Annotated in this window: 13 protein-coding genes; 8 read left to right on the top strand and 5 right to left on the bottom strand. The window is 62.6% G+C overall.

Features of this window, described 5'->3' with window-relative positions; genetic code table 11:
• Nucleotides 1-50: 50 nt before the first annotated feature.
• The 3 genes from gcvT (at nucleotide 51) to gcvP (ending at nucleotide 4636) form a co-directional block, all read left to right on the top strand.
• Nucleotides 51-1133, top strand: a complete 1083-nt coding sequence (gene gcvT / locus ACF8EF_RS18290; protein WP_252460452.1) for a glycine cleavage system aminomethyltransferase GcvT — start codon at nucleotides 51-53, stop codon at nucleotides 1131-1133.
• 51 nt (nucleotides 1134-1184) lie between these two features.
• Nucleotides 1185-1568, top strand: coding sequence for a glycine cleavage system protein GcvH (gene gcvH / locus ACF8EF_RS18285; RefSeq protein WP_176682820.1), 384 nt, complete (start codon nucleotides 1185-1187; stop codon nucleotides 1566-1568).
• 194 nt (nucleotides 1569-1762) lie between these two features.
• A complete protein-coding gene (gene gcvP / locus ACF8EF_RS18280; protein WP_392460441.1) occupies nucleotides 1763-4636 on the top strand; it encodes an aminomethyl-transferring glycine dehydrogenase in 2874 nt (957 codons plus the stop codon).
• A 65-nt stretch (nucleotides 4637-4701) separates the two neighbouring features.
• Here the strand turns inward: gcvP and ACF8EF_RS18275 are convergent, their stop codons facing one another.
• The 3 genes from ACF8EF_RS18275 to ACF8EF_RS18265 form a co-directional block, all read right to left on the bottom strand.
• Nucleotides 4702-5016, bottom strand: a complete 315-nt coding sequence (locus ACF8EF_RS18275; RefSeq protein ID WP_392460440.1) for a DUF2388 domain-containing protein — start codon at nucleotides 5014-5016, stop codon at nucleotides 4702-4704.
• An 88-nt stretch (nucleotides 5017-5104) separates the two neighbouring features.
• Nucleotides 5105-6778: a GspE/PulE family protein gene (locus tag ACF8EF_RS18270; RefSeq protein WP_392460439.1), complete on the bottom strand. Its 1674-nt coding sequence runs from the start codon at nucleotides 6776-6778 to the stop codon at nucleotides 5105-5107.
• Nucleotides 6779-6963: 185 nt separating this feature from the next.
• Entirely contained in the window at nucleotides 6964-7269 is a 306-nt protein-coding gene (locus ACF8EF_RS18265) for a hypothetical protein (RefSeq protein WP_176682816.1), read from the bottom strand.
• Between the two features lie 126 nt (nucleotides 7270-7395).
• Between ACF8EF_RS18265 and ACF8EF_RS18260 the strand changes: the two genes are divergently transcribed.
• Nucleotides 7396-7866, top strand: a complete 471-nt coding sequence (locus tag ACF8EF_RS18260) for an Lrp/AsnC family transcriptional regulator (RefSeq protein WP_003253717.1) — start codon at nucleotides 7396-7398, stop codon at nucleotides 7864-7866.
• Between the two features lie 168 nt (nucleotides 7867-8034).
• Here ACF8EF_RS18260 and ACF8EF_RS18255 read toward each other — a convergent pair whose 3' ends face one another.
• A complete protein-coding gene (locus tag ACF8EF_RS18255) occupies nucleotides 8035-9402 on the bottom strand; it encodes an inorganic triphosphatase (RefSeq protein WP_176682815.1) in 1368 nt (455 codons plus the stop codon).
• Nucleotides 9403-9518: 116 nt separating this feature from the next.
• Between ACF8EF_RS18255 and argE the strand changes: the two genes are divergently transcribed.
• Together argE and argA are read left to right on the top strand one after the other, a co-directional pair.
• Nucleotides 9519-10661, top strand: a complete 1143-nt coding sequence (argE, locus tag ACF8EF_RS18250; RefSeq protein ID WP_021783547.1) for an acetylornithine deacetylase — start codon at nucleotides 9519-9521, stop codon at nucleotides 10659-10661.
• Between the two features lie 124 nt (nucleotides 10662-10785).
• Nucleotides 10786-12084 carry an amino-acid N-acetyltransferase gene (argA, locus tag ACF8EF_RS18245; protein ID WP_176682814.1) on the top strand — a complete coding sequence of 433 codons (1299 nt, stop codon included), beginning with the start codon at nucleotides 10786-10788 and terminating at the stop codon, nucleotides 12082-12084.
• Nucleotides 12085-12237: 153 nt separating this feature from the next.
• Here argA and ACF8EF_RS18240 read toward each other — a convergent pair whose 3' ends face one another.
• On the bottom strand, nucleotides 12238-13614 hold the full coding sequence (locus ACF8EF_RS18240; RefSeq protein ID WP_021783548.1) for a glutamine synthetase family protein: 1377 nt from the start codon (nucleotides 13612-13614) through the stop codon (nucleotides 12238-12240).
• Between the two features lie 574 nt (nucleotides 13615-14188).
• Here ACF8EF_RS18240 and ACF8EF_RS18235 point away from each other — a divergent pair.
• Complete coding sequence (locus ACF8EF_RS18235; RefSeq protein ID WP_003253727.1) at nucleotides 14189-15547, top strand: glutamine synthetase family protein; 1359 nt, start codon at nucleotides 14189-14191, stop codon at nucleotides 15545-15547.
• 48 nt (nucleotides 15548-15595) lie between these two features.
• Nucleotides 15596-16957, top strand: coding sequence for an aspartate aminotransferase family protein (locus ACF8EF_RS18230; RefSeq protein WP_176682813.1), 1362 nt, complete (start codon nucleotides 15596-15598; stop codon nucleotides 16955-16957).
• Nucleotides 16958-17115: the final 158 nt, after the last annotated feature.

The raw sequence follows: 17115 nt of genomic DNA, 5'->3' as shown, positions 1-17115 counted from the left end.
CCCAACGTCATCGACCGCCGCCGCTTCGCCACGCCCGGAAGGAGAAACCCATGGGACAGCGCACGCTTTTGTATGACCTGCACCTGGCGCTAGGCGCCAAGACGGTCGATTTCGGTGGCTGGGACATGCCCCTGCACTATGGCTCGCAGGTCGAGGAGCACCACCAGGTGCGCAGCGATTGCGGCGTTTTCGATGTTTCTCATATGACCGTGATCGATGTCGACGGCACTGATGCCACTGTTTGGCTGCAGCGTCTGCTGGCCAACGACGTGGCCCGCCTCGACGACACCGGCAAGGCGCTGTATAGCCCGCTGCTGAACGAACAGGGCGGGGTGATCGATGATCTGATTGTCTACCGCACTGAAACCGGCTATCGCCTGGTCACCAATGCCGCCACCCGTGCCAAGGTGCTCGATTGGCTGCAATTGCAACGTGCCGGTTTTTCCGTGGACTTCCAGGTCCGCCCTGATCTGGCCATCCTTGCCATCCAGGGGCCGCGTGCCCGCGAAAAGGTCGCGGCCTTGCTCAGCCCCGCGCGCGCTGCACTCATCCGCGAACTGCGCCCGTTCGAGGGCGTTGCCGACGGCGACTGGTTCATTGCCCGCACCGGCTATACCGGTGAGGACGGCCTGGAGATCATCTTCCCGGGCGATCAGGCGGTGGCCTTCTTCAACGACCTGGTCGGTGCCGGTATCGCCCCAAGCGGCCTGGGCGCCCGCGATACCCTGCGCCTGGAAGCCGGCATGAACCTGTACGGCCAGGACATCGACGAAAACCACACCCCGCTCACCTCCAACCTGGGCTGGAGCATCGCCTGGGAACCGGCCGAGCGCGACTTCATCGGCCGTGCCGGCCTGCTTGCGGAAATCGAGCACGGCGTGCAGGAAAAACTGGTGGGTCTGGTGCTGGAAGAGCGCGGTGTACTGCGCGCCCATCAGGTAGTACGTGTAGCCGGTATTGGCGAAGGGGAGATCACCAGTGGTAGTTTCTCGCCTACGCTGAGCAAGTCCATTGCGTTGGCGCGCGTGCCTATGGCTACCGGTGATCGGGCCGAGGTAGAAATTCGCGGCAAGTGGTACCCGGTGCGGGTGGTCAAACCGACCTTCGTGCGCCACGGCAAGATCCTGATCTGAACAATTTATAACCGGCGGGCGTACCGCTGAGCCAATCGAGGAATTCAAGACATGAGCAATATCCCCGCCGACCTGCGTTTTGCCGAAAGCCATGAGTGGGCTCGCCTGGAAGCCGACGGCAGTGTGACCGTGGGAATCAGCGATCACGCCCAGCAAGCCTTGGGTGATGTGGTGTTCGTCGAGCTGGCTGAAGTCGGCAAAGTGTTTGGCGCTGGCGACGCTGCGGGTGTGGTGGAGTCGGTCAAGGCCGCTTCGGACATCTACGCCCCGGTCGGTGGCGAAGTGATTGCGGTCAACGAAGAGCTGGCTGAGAGCCCGGAACTGCTCAACGAAGAGCCTTACGATTCGTGGATCTTCAAATTGAAGCCAAGCAACCCGGCCGAGCTGGACAAGTTGCTGGATGCTGCTGGCTACAAGGCCCTGATTGGCGAGTAAGACCGCGTCGCCTGCTTCGCGGCTAAAGCCTCCTACACGGGTACAGCACTGCATTCGAGGCGGGTGCAGCCCCTGTAGGAGCGGCTTTAGCCGCGAAGAGGCCGGGCCTGCAGACAAGTTTCCCCGCACAATCGGCAATCCCTTCCTAGACTTGTAAGTCTCCATGAGACCTGGTCCAGGAAGAGAGCGTCGTCATGTCCCAGTCGCCAAGCCTGCATCAACTGCAAGAGTTCAACCCATTTCTGCGCCGTCACCTGGGCCCCGATGCCACAGAGCAGCAGGCCATGCTCAACGCGCTGGGTATCGCCAGCCGCAACGAGCTGATCGAGCAGACCGTTCCGCCCGACATCCGCCTCAATCGCCCCCTCGACCTCCCAGCGGCACTGGACGAGCAAGCCGCCCTGGCCAAGCTCGCCGGTTACGCCGAACAGAATCAGGTCTGGACCAGCCTCATCGGTATGGGCTACCACGGCACCATCACCCCCACGGTCATCCTGCGCAACGTGCTGGAAAACCCCGGCTGGTACACCGCCTACACGCCATACCAACCCGAAATTGCCCAAGGCCGGCTGGAGGCGCTGCTGAACTTCCAGCAAATGGTCATCGACCTCACTGGCCTGGCTCTGGCCAATGCCTCGCTGCTCGATGAAGCCACTGCTGCCGCCGAGGCCATGGCCTTGGCCAAGCGGGTGGCACGCAACACGAGCAACACCTTCTTTGCCGACGAGCACTGTCATCCGCAGACCCTATCGGTACTCAAGACCCGCGCCGAGGGCTTCGGCTTCGAGCTGATCGTCGACTCTGTGGATAATCTTGCCAAGCACTCCGTGTTCGGCGCTTTGCTGCAGTACCCCGACACCCACGGCGAAGTGCGCGACTTGCGCCCGTTGATCGACCAGGTGCACAGCCAGCAGGCCTTGGCCTGCGTAGCCGCTGACCTGCTAAGCCTGGTGGTGCTGGCGCCGCCCGGAGAACTGGGCGCCGATGTGGTGCTGGGCTCGACCCAGCGCTTTGGTGTGCCGATGGGCTATGGCGGGCCTCACGCGGCCTATTTCGCCTGTCGCGACGACTACAAGCGGGCTATGCCGGGGCGCATCATCGGCGTATCGCGCGATGCCCGTGGCAACACCGCATTACGGATGGCCCTGCAGACCCGCGAGCAGCATATTCGCCGCGAAAAGGCCAATTCCAACATCTGCACGGCCCAGGTGCTGCTGGCCAACATTGCTGGCTTCTACGCGGTGTACCACGGCCCGGAAGGCCTGCAGCGCATCGCTCAGCGTGTGCACCGGCTGACCTTCATCCTGGCTGCCGGCCTCGAGGCCAAGGGCATCAAACGCCTCAATCAGCACTTCTTCGATACCCTTACCCTGGATGTTGGCGGTGCCCAGGCGGCCATCATTGAAAGCGCCGAGGCCGCGCACATCAATTTGCGCATTCTCGGTCGCGGGCACTTGGGGGTGAGCCTGGACGAAACCTGCAACGAGCAGACGGTGCTGCGCCTGCTCGACATCTTCCTGGGGGTGGATCACGGCCTGGAAATCACCGCCCTCGACCAGTTGGCCCTGCCTGAAGGCATCCCCGCCAGCCTGGTGCGACGCACGCCATTCCTCGCCCACCCCGTGTTCAACCTGCATCACAGCGAAACAGAGATGCTGCGCTACCTCAAGCAACTGGAGAACAAGGACCTGGCGCTGAACCAGTCGATGATCCCGTTGGGCTCGTGCACCATGAAACTCAACGCCACCAGTGAGATGATCCCCATTACCTGGCCCGGCTTCGCCCAGTTGCATCCGTTCGCCCCTGCTGCCCAGGCGGCAGGCTACAAGGCGATGATCGACGAACTGGAAAACTGGCTATGCGCGATCACCGGCTTCGATGCGATCTGCATGCAGCCCAACTCCGGTGCTCAGGGTGAATACGCCGGCCTGATGGCCATCACGCGCTATCACCGCAGCCGCCATCAGCCGATGCGTACGTTGTGCCTGATCCCGTCGTCGGCCCACGGTACCAACCCGGCGTCGGCACAGATGGCTGGCATGGAAGTGGTGATTGTCGACTGCGACAACGATGGCAACGTCGACCTGGCAGACTTGAAAGCCAAGGCACACGCGGCAGGGGAGCGTCTGTCGTGCCTGATGATCACCTACCCCTCGACCCACGGTGTGTACGAAGAGGGGATACGCGAAATCTGCGAGGTGGTGCACCATCACGGCGGCCAGGTTTACATGGACGGTGCCAACCTCAATGCCCAGGTGGGCCTGGCGCGCCCCGCAGACATTGGGGCCGATGTTTCACACATGAACCTGCACAAGACGTTCTGCATTCCCCACGGTGGCGGCGGCCCAGGCATGGGGCCGATCGGTATCCGCGCGCACCTCAAGCCGTTCGTCGCCAGCCACCCGGTGGTGCCGGTGCCTGGGTTGGACCCGAACAACAGCGCGGTCAGCGCCGCGCCCTGGGGCAGCGCAAGCATCTTGCCGATCAGCTGGATGTACATTGCCATGATGGGCCCGCAGCTGGCCGACGCCAGCGAGGTGGCTATCCTCTCGGCCAACTACCTGGCCAGCCGATTGGGCGCGGCGTTCCCGGTGCTCTACCGTGGGCGTAATCAGCGCGTGGCGCATGAATGCATCCTCGACCTACGGCCGTTGAAGGCACTGACAGGCATCAGCGAAGAGGACGTGGCCAAGCGCCTGATGGACTATGGCTTCCACGCACCGACCATGTCCTTCCCTGTGCCGGGCACGTTGATGGTGGAGCCGACCGAGAGTGAATCGAAGGCCGAGCTGGACCGGTTCGTCGAGGCGATGCTGGCGATTCGGGCGGAAATTGACGAAGTACAGCAGGGCAACTGGCCAGCGGAGAACAACCCGCTGAAGCATGCACCGCATACCTTGGCTGATGTGCTGGGGGTGTGGGACAGGCCGTATAGCCTGGAGCAGGCGGTGGCCCCCAGTGCTCACGTGCGCCAGCACAAGTACTGGCCGGCGGTGAACCGGGTAGACAACGTATATGGGGACAGGAACCTGTTCTGTGCGTGTGTGCCGGTGGAGGCTTATCGCTGAGGTTGGTGTTGGATGCTTCGCGGGTACCTGTAGGAGCGGGTTTACCCGCGAAGCAGGCGACGCAGTTACTCGGCTACCGCATTCTTGGCCAGGATGGCATTGGCCAGCTCCATGTCGGAAGCCTGCATCCCTGGGTTCTCTGCCCGTGCCTCGCGCATGGCCGCTTCCAGGAACGGCCCGCGGATCGCGCCTTCGCTGGCGACGAAGCTGCTGGCGTCATCCTGCGCGGCCACTAGCCGCTTGTGATCCCGCGAGGTCAGGTAGCTCGACGCCGTGGTAGCGCCGGAAGTCATCACGTTACGCCAGAAGGTATCGGCCATGGCCGAGCCAAGAGGCAGCGAAAGCAAGGTGGCCGCGGCAATGGCGGTTTTGAGACGCATGTTGAAACACCTCGAAGGGTGATGATTGAAGATGCGCGCTTGGATCTTTACGGGCAAGGCAAGTTCCTTGAATACAAAGGACTTTTCGTCAGTTGCAGACGCGCAGCACTTCCTCGGTACGGGTCTGCCCAGCGGCCACTTTGGCCTCGCCGCAACGGCGCAGGTCAACCAGGCCATCGGCCAGCGCCTGGCGCCGCAAACGGGTCAGGTCGGCATCAGGGCCGATCAATGCGCGCAAGGTGTCGCTGGGCTCGAGCAGTTCGAATAATCCCGTGCGCCCCTGAAAGCCGGTGCCGCGGCAGGCTCGGCAGGTGACTGATGAGCCTGCCTGGCAGTCGGTGCAGACGGTTCGCACCAGGCGCTGGGCCATCACCCCGATAAGCGTCGCCTTGATCAGGTAGTCGGCTACACCCAGCTCTTGCAAGCGGGTGATGGCTGCACAGGCGTCGTTGGTATGCAGGGTCGACAGCACCAGGTGCCCGGTCAGCGCTGCCTGCACTGCCACCAGGGCGGTTTCGCGGTCGCGAATTTCGCCGATCATGATGATGTCGGGGTCTTGGCGCAGCATGGCCCTGACCGCGTTGGCGAACCCCAGGTCCAGCGCTGGCTGCACCTGCAGCTGGTTGAAGGCTGGTTCCAGGCGCTCGATCGGGTCTTCGATGGTGCACAGGTTGACCTGAGGTGTGGCCAGCAGTTTGAGGCTGGTGTACAGCGTGCTGGTCTTGCCAGAGCCGGTGGGGCCGGTGACCAGGATGATGCCTTGGCGCTGACGTAGCAGGCGCTGCCATTGGGCCAGTTGCTGGCCTTGCAGGCCAAGGCGTTCTAAGCCCTCTTGCAACTGGTGCGGGTCGAACAGGCGCAGCACCAGTTTCTCGCCAAACGGGGTGGGCAGGGTCGAAAGCCGCAGCTCCACTTCGCCACCGCCCGGTAGGCGGCTTTGTAGCCGGCCGTCCTGCGGCCGGCGCTTCTCTGCAACGTCCATGCGGCCCAGGTGTTTCAGGCGGCTGACGAGGGCCAGGGTGACCCCGGCGGGGAAGGCATAGACGGTGTGCAGCAGGCCATCGATGCGGTAGCGCAGCTGGCCCTGTTCGCGGCGCGGTTCCAGGTGAATATCGCTGGCGCGTTGCTCGATGGCGTACTGCAACAGCCAGTCGACGATATGAACGATGTGCGCGTCGTCTGCGCTGGCCTCGGCCTGGCGTTTGCCCAGCTCGAGCAATTGCTCAAGTTCCCCCAGGCTGGCCGACTGCTGGTATTGCGCGCCTTTTACCGACTGGGCCAGGCGGTGGAACGACTGCGCTGACTGACGGATCTGCTGCGGGCTGGCCAGTACGCGACGGATCTCCCGGCCGAGGCTGCGGGCCAGGTCGGCCTGCCAGTCATCCTGGAAAGGCTGGGCGCTGGCGACGGTGACGCTGGAGGCATCGGTGGCGACGATGAGGATGCCGTGGCGCTGGGCGAAGGCTGGGGAGATCAGGCCGGTGACCTGGGGCAGGTCGAGTTGCATGGGGTCGATGCGCAGGTAGGGTTGTCCGACCTTGTCGGCCAGCCACTGGCAAAGGTGCTCCAGGTCCAGGGGCTGGCCGGGGTGCTGGCGGCTTTCCAGGTTGCAGGCGGCGATGTGTTCCAGCGGGTGGCTGGCAGGGTGGGTGGTGGCGTGCTCGAGTACTTGCAGGGTATCGCTGGCGTGCAGGTGCTGGTCAGCGAGCAGGGCCTGGAGCACGCGCTTGAGGTCGAGTGCAGGGTTGTCGGGGGTGTGCATGGTTGGCGTCCGTGCCTGATCGGGTAGTGCTGATCAAGGCTAGCCGGGCGGCGGGAGGCTATCGGAGGTGAAAGGTTTCGGAATTTTGCTGCGCCTGTATCGGACGCTTCGCGGGTGGACCCTTTCCTAAAGGGATCGCACGGGCCTTTAGTGCTATGCGGTACAGGCCCGGCAGAGAGGGTGGTTCAGACCACTGCCAACGCCACTCGCTGCAAGTTGGTCAAGCTCACCTCACCCACACACACCAGGTTACGCAGCTTCTGTGCAATGACCTCGGCCCGGTGCCAGCTCAACCCGCCAATGCCGATTTCGATATCCAGCCAGTCATCCAGCTGGCTGACCTGCACGCTATGCGGGGTCAGGAACTGCAAGGCGAACAGGTTGAGCACCCGGCACAGGCTATCGGGCTCGGCTTCGGCCTGCAGGCGATAGTGCACGGTGCTGTGGGCGTTAGTGGCGGCCCAGGCGTCGGTACGGGGCTGTGCGTTCATGCTGGTCTCCGCAAATGATAGAGAAATTCTTGCACGTTGCTGGCGGCATTTTTTCGCTATGATTGGGCTGTTTCACCTTAATGGTGAATTCAATTATTCAATAAAAGCCGTTTTGGAGAATGAATAATGCACAGCGAGCTGGACGCCTACGACCGTCGCATCCTCGAACTGCTGCAGGAGGACGCTTCGCTGTCCAGCGCACAGATCGCCGAGCGCGTCGGGCTGTCGCAATCGCCGTGCTGGCGGCGCATTCAGCGCTTGAAGGAAGAGGGGGTGATTCGTGGGCAGGTGACCTTGCTGGACCGCAAGAAGGTCGGCCTGAACACGCAGATTTTCGCCGAAGTGAAACTGAACGCCCATGGGCGCTCCAACTTCACCGAGTTCACCGAGGCGATCCGTGGGTTCCCAGAGGTGCTGGAGTGTTATGTGCTGATGGGGGCTGTGGACTTTCTGCTGCGTATCGTCACGTCGGACATCGAGGCCTACGAGCGGTTCTTCTTCGAAAAACTGTCGAACGTGCCGGGGATTCAGGAGGTGAACTCGATTGTGGCGCTTTCCGAGATCAAGTCCACCACTAGCCTGCCGCTATCGCGTTGAGGCCATTCGCGGGTAAACCCGCTCCTACACCGGTGAGGCCATTCGCGGGTAAACCCGCTCCTACACCGGTGAGGCCATTCGCGGGTAAACCCGTGCCTACACACGGCCTCACGCCTGGCGCGAACCCTTTGTAGGAGCGGGTTTACCCGCGAAGCAGGCGGCGCGGTATCACGCCTTGAGCAGGTGCTTCCAGCCGCGGCTCTGGTCCACCGCCCGAGCCTGTTCGATACGCGCTTCCAGCACTTCATCGCTGATGGGCTGCTCGGCCAGTTCGTGCAGCTTTTTCAGGTCGCCGTACAGGCGGTCCATCTGCGGCGCTTCCAGCACCTGGCGGGCGTGGTGCAGCCAGGCCAGAAGCTGCTCGATACGTGGCAGCTGCTCGGCCAGGTCTTCCGGGCGCTGGGTGTACAGCGGCAGCTTCAACGCGCGGCCTTCCTCGCCCAGCAAGTGCCCCAGCCAGCTGGCCAGTTGTGCCTTGCCTTGGCGTTCGCCGCGGCCCTTGCGCTCTGTGGTCCAGGTGCGGGCCATCAGCCAGCGTGAGGTTTCCAGCGAGAACTGGCCCCAGCGTACGTCTTCCAGTTCTTCGGCAAACTGCTCAGGCGCGGCGCGACGGATGTCTTCGTCATCGTTGCCGGCCTGCACCAGCGGGCGCCAGTCTTCAAGCAAGGCATCAAGGCTGGCGCGCAGGTCGCGGGTGGTTGCGCGCGGTGCTGCCTGGCCCAGGCTGGCGGTGAGCGCGCGCAGCTCGCTCAGGCACTCGACCCAGTCCTGGAGCAGGCGCCAGTGGCCGTTGTGGCGGTACTGCTCGGCCAGGCGCTGGCTGCTGCCCAGCAGTTGCCAGGCGAGGGCGGCATAGGCGTCGTCCAGGGCCATTTCGGCTTCCAGCGCGGTGTGTGGCAGGGCCAGCTCGTAGCTGTCCGGTTCCAGCAGGCGGTAACCACGCTCGGCCTTGCTGATGTCGCACGGCATCAGTGGCAGACTGGCGGCCAGTTCTGCAGCCAGTTCCAGCAGTGCTTGCGGTTCACCTTCGCGCAATTCCAGCTCCAGCTCGCAGATCTCTTCCTTGCGCTTGCCGGCGATCACGAAGCCTTGGTCCAGCGCAGCCTCGATCACCACCTTGCTCTTGCCACGGCCCCAGGCGATTTCAGCGTATTCACGGCTGAAGTCGGTGGTGAACAGCGGCTTGATGGTTTTCTTGTCCAGGTTGGCCAGTTGCTCGGGCCAGCAGGTGGCGTCCAGCTTCTTCAGGTCGAGCTTGACCTTGTCCAGGTTCCATTCGTACTCGTTGCGCTCGGACAGGCCGGCCACGCTCTGGCCGCGGCACTTGAGGGTTTGAATGACAGCGTCGCCATCGCGGCGCAGGCGCAGGGCGACACGGGCGGCGGACAGCTCACGCTCGGGGGTGTCGAAGTACTGGTTGAGCAGTTCACGGGTCTGCCAGCCGGACTTGTTGCGCTTTTTCAGCAGAGGGTGCTCGCGCAGGGCGGCAAGGGTCTCGCGGCTGGCGCGGAGCTTCAGTTCGGTTTCTTTGTGCATCACAGACTCGAAAGAGGGGGCGTGGTTGGCAGAGAGTCTACAGCAGTCAGCCTTCAACGGTTTATTCCAGACAGCGGATAGTCCTATGATGGGCAACGTTTCCGAGGAGTACGCGCATGCCGTTGCCGACGCTGAAAGACCAGTTTGCCGCCTTGATCGCCGCGCCTTCGGTCAGCTGTACCCAACCTGCGCTGGACCAGTCCAACCGCCAGGTTATCGACCTGCTGGCCGGTTGGCTGGGCGACCTGGGTTTCAAGTGCGATATCCAGCAGGTCAGCCCCGGCAAATTCAACCTGCTGGCCAGCCGTGGCACCGGCCCGGGAGGGCTGGTGCTGGCCGGGCACAGCGATACCGTGCCCTATGACGAACAGTTGTGGGCCAGCGATCCGTTGAAGCTTACCGAGACCGATGGCCGCTGGGTCGGTCTGGGCAGTTGCGACATGAAGGGCTTCTTCGCCCTGGTCATCGAAGCGGTCATCCCGCTGCTGGAGCACGACTTCAAGGAGCCGCTGCTGATCCTTGCCACCTGCGACGAAGAAAGCTCCATGTCCGGCGCCCGTGCCCTGGCCGAGGCCGGCCAGCCACTGGGCCGTGCAGCGATCATCGGTGAGCCTACCGGGCTGCGGCCGATCCGCATGCACAAGGGCATCCTCATGGACCGCATCGACATCCTCGGTCGCAGCGGCCATTCGTCGGACCCAAGCCTGGGCCGCAGCGCCATGGAGGCCATGCATGCGGTCATGGGCGAGCTGATGGGCCTGCGCCAGCAGTGGCAACAAACCTATAGCAACCCCCAATTCACCGTGCCGACCCCGACCATGAACTTCGGCTGCATCCACGGCGGCGACAACCCCAACCGTATCTGCGGCCAGTGCGCCCTGGAGTTCGACCTGCGGCCGCTGCCGGGCATGGATGTGGAGCAACTGCGCGCGGCCATTCGCGAAAAACTGCTGCCGGTTGCAGAGCGCCATGAGGTGCGCATCGACTATGCGCCGCTGTTCCCGGAGGTGCCGCCGTTCGAGCAGGCTGCCGATGTCGAACTGGTTCAGGTCGCGGAGCGCCTGACCGGTCATCGCGCTGAAGCGGTGGCGTTCGGCACCGAAGCACCTTATCTTCAGCAACTGGGCTGCCAGACCATTGTGCTGGGCCCTGGCGACATTGCCTGCGCCCACCAGCCTGGCGAATACCTTGAAATGTCACGAATCGAGCCTACCGTGCGTCTATTGCGTGACCTGATCCGGCACTATTGCCTGCACTAAACGTCAATCGAACTGATTCGTTCCTGCCTAGAGGAGACCGCGCGTGACCGCAAGCCTGTTCCGACGATGATCCTGAACGCCCCCTGCATCGCCGTTCTCCGTCCACTTATCCACAGGCTCTGTCATGCCCGATTACGTCAACTGGCTGCGTCATGCATCCCCCTATATCAATGCCCATCGCGACTGCACCTTCGTGGTCATGCTCCCTGGCGATGGGGTGGAACACCCTAATTTCGGCAACATCGTCCACGACCTGGTGCTGCTGCACAGCCTCGGCGTGCGGCTGGTGCTGGTGCATGGTTCGCGCCCGCAGATCGAAAGCCGGCTGGCCGATCGCGGCCTGACCCCGCACTACCACCGGGGCATGCGTATTACTGATGCGGCTACCCTGGATTGCGTGATCGATGCCGTCGGCGCCCTGCGCCTGGCCATTGAAGCGCGGCTGTCGATGGACATCGCCGCTTCGCCCATGCAGGGCTCGCGCCTGCGCGTGGCGTCCGGCAACCTGGTCACCGCGCGGCCGATCGGTGTGCTCGAAGGCGTGGACTACCACCACACTGGCGAAGTGCGCCGGGTCGACCGCAAGGGCATCAGCCGCCTGCTCGACGAGCGCTCCATCGTGCTGTTGTCGCCCTTGGGCTACTCGCCTACCGGGGAAATCTTCAACCTGGCCTGTGAAGACGTGGCTACCCGCGCGGCCATCGAACTGGGCGCCGACAAATTACTGCTGTTCGGCGCCGAGCCGGGCCTGCTGGACGCCGACGGTAGACTGGTGCGCGAACTGCGCCCGCAGCAGGTTACCCCGCATCTGCAGCGTCTTGGCAGCGACTACCAGGGCGAACTGCTGGATGCTGCGGCCGAGGCCTGCAAAGGCGGTGTGGCGCGCAGCCATATCGTCAGCTATGCCGAGGACGGCGCGCTGCTCACCGAGCTGTTCACCCGTGGAGGTGGCGGTACGCTGGTGTCGCAGGAACAGTTCGAAGTGGTGCGCGAGGCGACTATCGAGGATGTGGGTGGCTTGCTGGAGTTGATCAGCCCGCTGGAAGAGCAGGGCATCCTGGTGCGCCGTTCACGCGAAGTGCTGGAGCGAGAGATCGAGCAGTTCAGCGTGGTCGAGCGCGAGGGCATGATTATCGCCTGTGCGGCGCTGTACCCGATTGCCGATTCCGAGGCCGGGGAGCTGGCTTGCCTGGCGGTGAACCCGGAGTACCGCCATGGCGGGCGTGGGGACGAGCTGCTGGAACGGATCGAGAGCCGGGCACGGCAGATGGGCTTGAGTACTTTGTTCGTGCTGACTACGCGCACGGCGCACTGGTTCCGCGAGCGCGGCTTTGCGCCGAGTGGCGTGGAGCGGCTGCCGGCGGCGCGGGCTTCGCTGTACAACTACCAGCGCAATTCGAAGATTTTCGAGAAGCCCCTGTAAGCCTGGGCCGCCCTCTTCGCGGGCTCGCCCGCTCCCACAGGGTAATTTCGAGGGCTGAATCCTATGGCTTACCTGTGGGAGCGGGCGTGCCCGCGAAGCAGGCGACACCGGTCTCAAACAAAAAACGCCGCCCTTGAGGGGCGGCGTTTTCGTTTACACGGTATGCAGGTACCAGTTGTACTCGAGGTCGGAGATCGAGTGCTCGAACTCTTCCAGCTCGCTTTCCTTGCACGCGACAAAGATGTCGATGTACTTCGGATCGATGTACTTGTTCAGGATCTCGCTGTCGTCCAGCTCGCGCAGGGCATCGCGCAGGTTGTTCGGCAGGCTCTGCTCCAGCTGCTCGTACGAGTTGCCTTCGATCGGCTCGCCCGGCTCGACCTTGTTGGTCAGGCCATGGTGCACGCCCGCCAGCACCGCAGCCATCATCAGGTACGGGTTGGCGTCGGCACCGGCCACGCGGTGCTCAATGCGCACGGCGTCCGCGGAGCCCGTTGGCACGCGCAGCGCCACGGTGCGGTTGTCCAGGCCCCAGCTCGGCGCGTTCGGCACGTAGAACTGCGCGCCAAAGCGGCGGTACGAGTTGACGTTCGGGCAAAGGAATGCCATGGACGCGGGCAGGGTCTCGAGCACACCGCCGACAGCGTGACGTAGCGCGGCGTTCTGCTCGGGATCCTCGCTGGTGAAGATGTTGTTGCCATCTTTGTCCAGCACGGAAATGTGCACGTGCAGGCCGTTGCCTGCCTGGCCCGGGTAGGGCTTGGCCATGAAGGTGGTGTCCATTTCATGGTCGTAGGCGATGTTCTTGATCAACCGCTTGAGCAGTACCGCGTAGTCGCAGGCCTTGAGCGGGTCGGCCACGTGGTGCAGGTTGACTTCGAACTGCGCCGGAGCGCTTTCCTTGACGATGGCGTCGGCCGGGATGCCTTGTTCTTTCGCGCCTTCGAGGATGTCCTGCAGGCAGTCGGCATATTCGTCGAGGTCGTCGATCAGGTACACCTGGGTCGACTGGGGGCGCTTGCCCGAAATTGGCGAGCGGGGTGGCTGCGGCCGGCCGTTCACGTTCTCCTGGTCGATCAGGTAGAACTCCAGTTCGAATGCGGCGCAGATAGTCAGGCCCAGTTCGTCGAACTTGGTCACCACCTGACGCAGCACTTCGCGCGGGTCGGCGAAGAACGGCTCGCCTTCCAGCTCGTGCATGGTCATCAGCAACTGGGCGGTGGGGCGTTTTTGCCACGGCTCGTTACAGAGCGTATCGGGAATGGGATAGCAGATGCGGTCAGCATCGCCGATGTCCAGGCCCAGCCCGGTGCTTTCGACGGTGGAGCCGTTGATGTCCAGGGCGAAGAGGGAAGCAGGCAGGTTGATGCCTTTCTCGTAAACCTTGTGGAGGCTGGTGCGCTCAATGCGCTTGCCACGCACCACACCATTCATATCTGCAATCAGAAGGTCAACGTAGAGAACCTCAGGATGTTCCTTAAGGAACGCGTTCGCTTCGTTAAGCTGAACGGCACGCGGGGGTACCGACATGATGCAACACCTTTGTTGTTAAAAATATCAATCAAGGGGGGCTTGCAAGACCAGTCAATCGAAAAGAGATACTGATGTCAAGCCAACCCCATGATGCCCTGAAATGGCACATCTACGGCAGATTTGCTGCATATCGGGGCAAACCATTATCCGCTATTTCCTGCGTAAAGGGCTATCTCCGGTACGCCGTGTTTTATTTTTTACGGAGGTGTTGTGTAAAAAAATGAACAAGGCTAAGCTCGGTCTCAACCCAGAACACAATAATACGAGGGTCACATGGTCCGCTTGCCGCGACCTGAAAGCACTGCCTGCGCAGTGCCATCGGGTACTTCCGTCGTTTTTGCAGGCTTCGTCAATGGCGTGGTCGCCCTGGCCGCAATAATTGACGTTTCGCGTTCCCGGACCGGTCCTCGCAGCGGCTTGCCGCCCTTCGCTTCGTCTTCCTGCCTTTTGAACTCATTACGGACACAGCTGATTTCAGTGTATCCACTGTGGCTCTGCGCGTGGGTTTTTGCTTTAGCAATCTACTCCATCCAGAATCAAGTCGTGGACCACCTTACCTCCTGAGGTATTTATGAGTAACAACCTCGACCAGCTCACCGATTGGTTGAAAGAGCACAAGATCACCGAAGTCGAATGCATGATCAGCGACCTGACCGGCATCACGCGCGGCAAGATTTCGCCAACCAACAAATTCATCGCCGAGAAAGGCATGCGGCTGCCCGAGAGCGTACTGCTGCAGACCGTGACCGGTGACTACGTCGACGACGACATCTATTACGAACTGCTCGACCCGGCAGACATCGACATGATCTGCCGCCCTGACGAGAACGCCGTGTTCCTCGTGCCGTGGGCCATCGAGCCGACCGCGCAGGTCATTCATGACACCTACGACAAGAAGGGCAACCCGGTCGAACTGTCGCCGCGCAACGTGCTGAAAAAAGTGCTCAAGCTTTACGCCGACAAGGGCTGGCAGCCGATCGTCGCCCCCGAGATGGAGTTCTATCTGACCAAGCGCAGCGAGGACCCGGACTTTCCGCTGCAGCCCCCGGTTGGCCGTTCCGGTCGCCCGGAAACCGGCCGTCAGTCGTTCTCGATCGAAGCGGCCAACGAATTCGACCCGCTGTTCGAAGACGTCTACGACTGGTGCGAGCTGCAGCAACTGGACCTCGACACGCTGATCCACGAAGACGGCACGGCGCAGATGGAAATCAACTTCCGTCACGGCGACGCCTTGCACCTGGCCGACCAGATCCTGGTGTTCAAGCGCACCATGCGCGAAGCGGCGCTCAAGCACAACGTGGCCGCCACTTTCATGGCCAAACCGATGACCGGCGAGCCAGGCAGTGCCATGCACCTTCACCAGAGCGTGGTCGACGTGGCGACCGGCAAGAACATCTTCAGCAATGAAGACGGCAGCATGAGCGAGCTGTTCCTCAACCACATTGGCGGCCTGCAGAAGTTCATCCCCGAGGCGCTGCCGCTGTTCGCGCCTAACGTCAACTCGTTCCGCCGTTTCCTGCCCGACACCTCGGCGCCGGTGAACGTGGAGTGGGGCGAAGAAAACCGCACCGTCGGCCTGCGCGTACCGGATGCCGGCCCGCAAAGCCGGCGCGTCGAGAACCGCCTGCCGGGCGCCGACGCCAACCCTTACCTGGCCATCGCCGCCAGCCTGCTGTGTGGCTACATCGGCATGGTCGAAGGTATCGAGGCCAGCGCGCCAGTGCAGGGGCGTGGTTACGAACGCCGCAACCTGCGCCTGCCCCTGACCATCGAAGACGCCCTGGAACGCATGGAAAACAGCCGTGCGCTGGTGCAGTACCTGGGCAAGAAATTCATTACCGGATATGTCGCCACCAAGCGCGCCGAGCACGAAAACTTCAAGCGCGTCATCAGTTCCTGGGAGCGTGAGTTCCTGCTGTTCGCTGTCTGATCAACCCTGGTGCCGCAGGAGCGCGGCGGTCCAATAACGGAGAAGCACATGAGCGTCAACAACCCGCAAACCCGTGAATGGCAAGCCCTGAGCGGGGAGCATCACCTCGCACCCTTCAGTGACTACAAGCAACTGAAGGAGAAGGGGCCGCGCATCATCACCAAGGCCCAGGGTGTGCATTTGTGGGATAGCGAGGGGCACAAGATCCTCGACGGCATGGCCGGTCTATGGTGCGTGGCGGTCGGCTACGGCCGTGAAGAGCTGGTGCAGGCGGCAGAAAAACAGATGCGCGAGCTGCCGTACTACAACCTGTTCTTCCAGACCGCTCACCCGCCGGCGCTCGAGCTGGCCAAGGCGATCACCGATGTGGCGCCGAAAGGTATGACCCATGTGTTCTTCACCGGCTCCGGCTCCGAAGGCAACGACACAGTGCTGCGCATGGTGCGTCACTACTGGGCGCTGAAGGGCAAACCGCACAAGCAGACCATCATCGGTCGTATCAACGGTTACCACGGCTCCACCTTCGCCGGTGCTTGCCTGGGTGGCATGAGCGGCATGCACGAGCAGGGTGGCTTGCCGATCCCGGGTATCGTTCACATCCCTCAGCCTTACTGGTTCGGCGAGGGCGGCGACATGACCCCTGACGAATTCGGTGTCTGGGCTGCCGAGCAGTTGGAGAAGAAGATCCTCGAAGTCGGCGAAGACAACGTCGCTGCCTTCATCGCCGAGCCGATCCAGGGCGCAGGTGGCGTGATCATCCCGCCGGAAACCTACTGGCCGAAGGTGAAGGAGATCCTCGCCAAATACGACATCCTGTTCGTCGCCGACGAGGTGATCTGCGGCTTCGGCCGTACCGGCGAGTGGTTCGGTTCGGACTATTACGACCTCAAGCCCGACCTGATGACCATCGCGAAAGGCCTGACCTCTGGTTACATCCCCATGGGCGGTGTGATCGTGCGTGACACCGTGGCCAAGGTGATCAGCGAAGGCGGCGACTTCAACCACGGTTTCACCTACTCCGGCCACCCGGTGGCGGCCGCGGTGGGCCTGGAAAACCTGCGCATCCTGCGTGACGAGAAAATTGTCGAGAAGGCGCGCACAGATGCGGCACCGTATTTGCAAAAGCGTTTGCGCGAGCTGCAGGACCATCCTCTGGTGGGTGAAGTGCGCGGCCTGGGCATGCTGGGTGCGATCGAGCTGGTCAAGGACAAGGCCACCCGCAGCCGTTACGAGGGCAAGGGCGTGGGCATGATCTGTCGCACCTTCTGCTTCGAGAACGGCCTGATCATGCGTGCGGTGGGTGACACCATGATCATCGCGCCGCCGCTGGTAATCAGCCATGCGGAGATCGACGAACTGGTGGAAAAGGCACGCAAGTGCCTGGATCTTACCCTTGAGGCGATTCGATAAGCGTTTGCTAGGCTAGCGTTGTGACATTAAGCCGTTACATGGCCCTGCTTTCCTTGATACAGGGCCTTGTAACTTGCCAGACTAGCGGCTGTTTCAGTCGCCGCACGCTCTGCACCGTGGGTTCTGGCTGCTGGACAGTTGCTAAATAAAAATTCTGG

It is taken from the genome of Pseudomonas sp. zjy_15 (assembly GCF_043101865.1).
GTDB lineage: Bacteria > Pseudomonadota > Gammaproteobacteria > Pseudomonadales > Pseudomonadaceae > Aquipseudomonas > Aquipseudomonas putida_Y.
This window is presented reverse-complemented; position numbering and strand designations above follow the sequence as displayed.

Bases quoted from the DNA above. Each gene is read 5' to 3' on its own strand.
- gcvT (WP_252460452.1), top strand. From the start codon at position 51: ATGGGACAGCGCACGCTTTTGTATGACCTGCACCTGGCGCTAGGCGCC.
- gcvH (WP_176682820.1), top strand. From the start codon at position 1,185: ATGAGCAATATCCCCGCCGACCTGCGTTTTGCCGAAAGCCATGAGTGG.
- gcvP (WP_392460441.1), top strand. From the start codon at position 1,763: ATGTCCCAGTCGCCAAGCCTGCATCAACTGCAAGAGTTCAACCCATTT.
- ACF8EF_RS18275 (WP_392460440.1), bottom strand. From the start codon at position 5,016: ATGCGTCTCAAAACCGCCATTGCCGCGGCCACCTTGCTTTCGCTGCCT.
- ACF8EF_RS18270 (WP_392460439.1), bottom strand. From the start codon at position 6,778: ATGCACACCCCCGACAACCCTGCACTCGACCTCAAGCGCGTGCTCCAG.
- ACF8EF_RS18265 (WP_176682816.1), bottom strand. From the start codon at position 7,269: ATGAACGCACAGCCCCGTACCGACGCCTGGGCCGCCACTAACGCCCAC.
- ACF8EF_RS18260 (WP_003253717.1), top strand. From the start codon at position 7,396: ATGCACAGCGAGCTGGACGCCTACGACCGTCGCATCCTCGAACTGCTG.
- ACF8EF_RS18255 (WP_176682815.1), bottom strand. From the start codon at position 9,402: ATGCACAAAGAAACCGAACTGAAGCTCCGCGCCAGCCGCGAGACCCTT.
- argE (WP_021783547.1), top strand. From the start codon at position 9,519: ATGCCGTTGCCGACGCTGAAAGACCAGTTTGCCGCCTTGATCGCCGCG.
- argA (WP_176682814.1), top strand. From the start codon at position 10,786: ATGCCCGATTACGTCAACTGGCTGCGTCATGCATCCCCCTATATCAAT.
- ACF8EF_RS18240 (WP_021783548.1), bottom strand. From the start codon at position 13,614: ATGTCGGTACCCCCGCGTGCCGTTCAGCTTAACGAAGCGAACGCGTTC.
- ACF8EF_RS18235 (WP_003253727.1), top strand. From the start codon at position 14,189: ATGAGTAACAACCTCGACCAGCTCACCGATTGGTTGAAAGAGCACAAG.
- ACF8EF_RS18230 (WP_176682813.1), top strand. From the start codon at position 15,596: ATGAGCGTCAACAACCCGCAAACCCGTGAATGGCAAGCCCTGAGCGGG.